Genomic DNA, 2,130 nt, shown 5'->3' with positions numbered 1-2,130 from the left:
GGAGGATGCAGCTCCAGTTCTCCGGCTCGCCCGTGGCCGCGAGCCCCTCCAGGATGCCCAGGGCCTCGCGCCGGGCCGTCGCGGCACCCGCCGCATCCCCGGCGGACTCCCGCATCCGGGAGAAGTGGACCAGCTCCCAGGTGAGTATCGCCAGAGAGGTGTGCTCTCCGGCCGCCTTGCGCCGGGTCTCCTCAAGGAGCTCGCCGAACACGGCCGATGCGGCGTCGTGCAGGCCGTCGCCCTCCAGGTTCGCCGCCCACGCGACCTTGTTCCAGAAGGAGTGTTCCGGGATTCCGCTCCGTGCCGCCTTCTCGTCGAGCTCCGCGGCCTCCCTGAAGCGTCCCTCCTCGGCCAGAGCGCTCGCCAGCCGTTCGCTGTGGCCGGCCGCGGCCAGCTCCTCGCAGACCGCGTGCCCTTCCGCCCTGCGCCCGAGTGCGAACAAGGAGGCCTGGTGGGCGTCCAGGGCCCGGCGCAACAGCTCCGCCCGGTCCGGTATCCCGGGCTCCACCCTCCGGGCGGCCCGGGCTGCCTCGGCGGTCAGGGCGACGGCCGCCTCCGGGTCCCGGCTCCGGTAGTACAGCATGAGCAGGGCGCCGACCAGCTTCGGCAGATACGCCTTCGGACTCACCTCGGCCAGAACCCGGTACGCGTCGGCCAGCTCGGCCTGCCCCGGCCGGCCGGACCCCAGCAACAGCACACGGGCCCGCAGCACCGCATCGTGATCGATCGTCAACATTCCCCCTGTCTCCGGATGACGCACGAAGGAGATTCTGGGAGGTGGGGAACGGATCGGACAAGCCTCGCGAACTGTGCGTTCCGTCCTACGAAAAACGGCGCTGACCTGTCATGATGGACATGCGTTCGTCCCAAATCCGCGAACGGGGACCCGCTCCGGAGGCCTCCCCCGCCCCGGTGGTCACCCCAGAGCCGGCCCGAGCCTCCCGGGAACCTCCGCTCCGGAGTCCTAGGGTGGCGTCATGACGAGCCATCAGGACATGGGACGGCGATCGGCCGTGGTGCTGTTCTGCGCGGCGGCGGCGCTGATCGGACCCGGCAGCCCGGCCGGCGCGTCCGCGGCGGCATCCGCCGGGGCGCCGGCGACCGGGCCGGCCCCGAGGTCCGGTGACCTCGTCTACGTCGCCGACCTCCGCTCCGACACGGTCTCGGTCGTCGACGCCCGCACCCGCCGGGTCGTGGACGGCATCCGCGTCGGAAAGGGGCCGGACAGCGTGGCCGTCAGCCCGGACGGCTCTCGCGCCTACGTCACCAACTCCGGGGCGGACACCGTGTCGGTGATCGACACCCGTACGAGGACGGTCGTCGCCACCGTCCCCGTCGGGGACGAGCCGAGCAGGGTGACGGTCTCCCCGGACGGCCGGAACGTCTACGTCGCCAACGTCAAGTCGGACGACGTGTCGGTGATCAGCGCCCGCACCCGTACCGTGACGGACACCATCGCGGTGGGCGACGCCCCGCTGGGCGTGGCGGTGAGCGGGGACGGACGCACCCTGTACGTCGCAAACGCCGGCTCCCGCACCGTCTCGGTGGTCCGGACCGCCACCGGGACGGTAACCGGCGCCATCCCCGTCGGCGCCGGCCCGACCGCCCTGGTGCTCGCCCCCGACAAGCGCCGCCTGTACGTCTCCAACATGGACTCGGACGACGTGTCGGTGGTCGACCTCCGCGCCGGAGCGGAATCGGACCGCATCCCGGTCGGGGACCAGCCCGCCGGGATCGGGGTGCTGCCCGACGGCCGCCAGGTGTACGTCGCCGACATCGGGTCCGACAGCGTGTCCGTGATCAGCACCCGCCGTCGTGCGGTCACGGCGACCGTCGCCGTGGGACACGCCCCCAACGGCCTCGCCGTCCGCCCGGACGGCGCCCGCGTCTACGTCAGCGACTTCGAGTCGGACACCCTGTCGGTCATCGACACCGCCACGGCCCGCAGGACCGACGTGGTGGGCGTGGGCGACGGGCCGACCGGCGTCGCGGTGGCCCCGGCCCCGGGCCCGGCGAAGAGGCCCTGACCCGGAGATGGTGCCGAAGAGGTCGCTGCGGTAGATCGTCCCCTCCTTCGCGTTGATCTTGTCGAAGATGGTCTTCGCCATGTCGATCGACGGCTGCTTCCAG

1 protein-coding gene and 1 pseudogene are annotated in these 2,130 nt (G+C 72.4%); one reads left to right on the top strand and one right to left on the bottom strand.

The genetic code is table 11. From position 1 onward, the window contains the following. Positions 1-736, bottom strand: a pseudogene (locus tag AB0O29_RS35325) (hypothetical protein); the annotation flags it as partial. 241 nt (positions 737-977) lie between these two features. Between AB0O29_RS35325 and AB0O29_RS35320 the strand changes: the two are divergent. Then, a complete protein-coding gene (locus AB0O29_RS35320) occupies positions 978-2,027 on the top strand; it encodes a YncE family protein (protein ID WP_365160377.1) in 1,050 nt (349 codons plus the stop codon). Positions 2,028-2,130 lie beyond the last annotated feature (103 nt).

The sequence above is a fragment of the Streptomyces sp. NPDC089915 genome (assembly GCF_040684675.1).
Taxonomy (GTDB): domain Bacteria; phylum Actinomycetota; class Actinomycetes; order Streptomycetales; family Streptomycetaceae; genus Streptomyces.
Note: the sequence above shows the minus strand (reverse complement) of the source record. Positions and strands in the feature narration are given on the sequence as shown.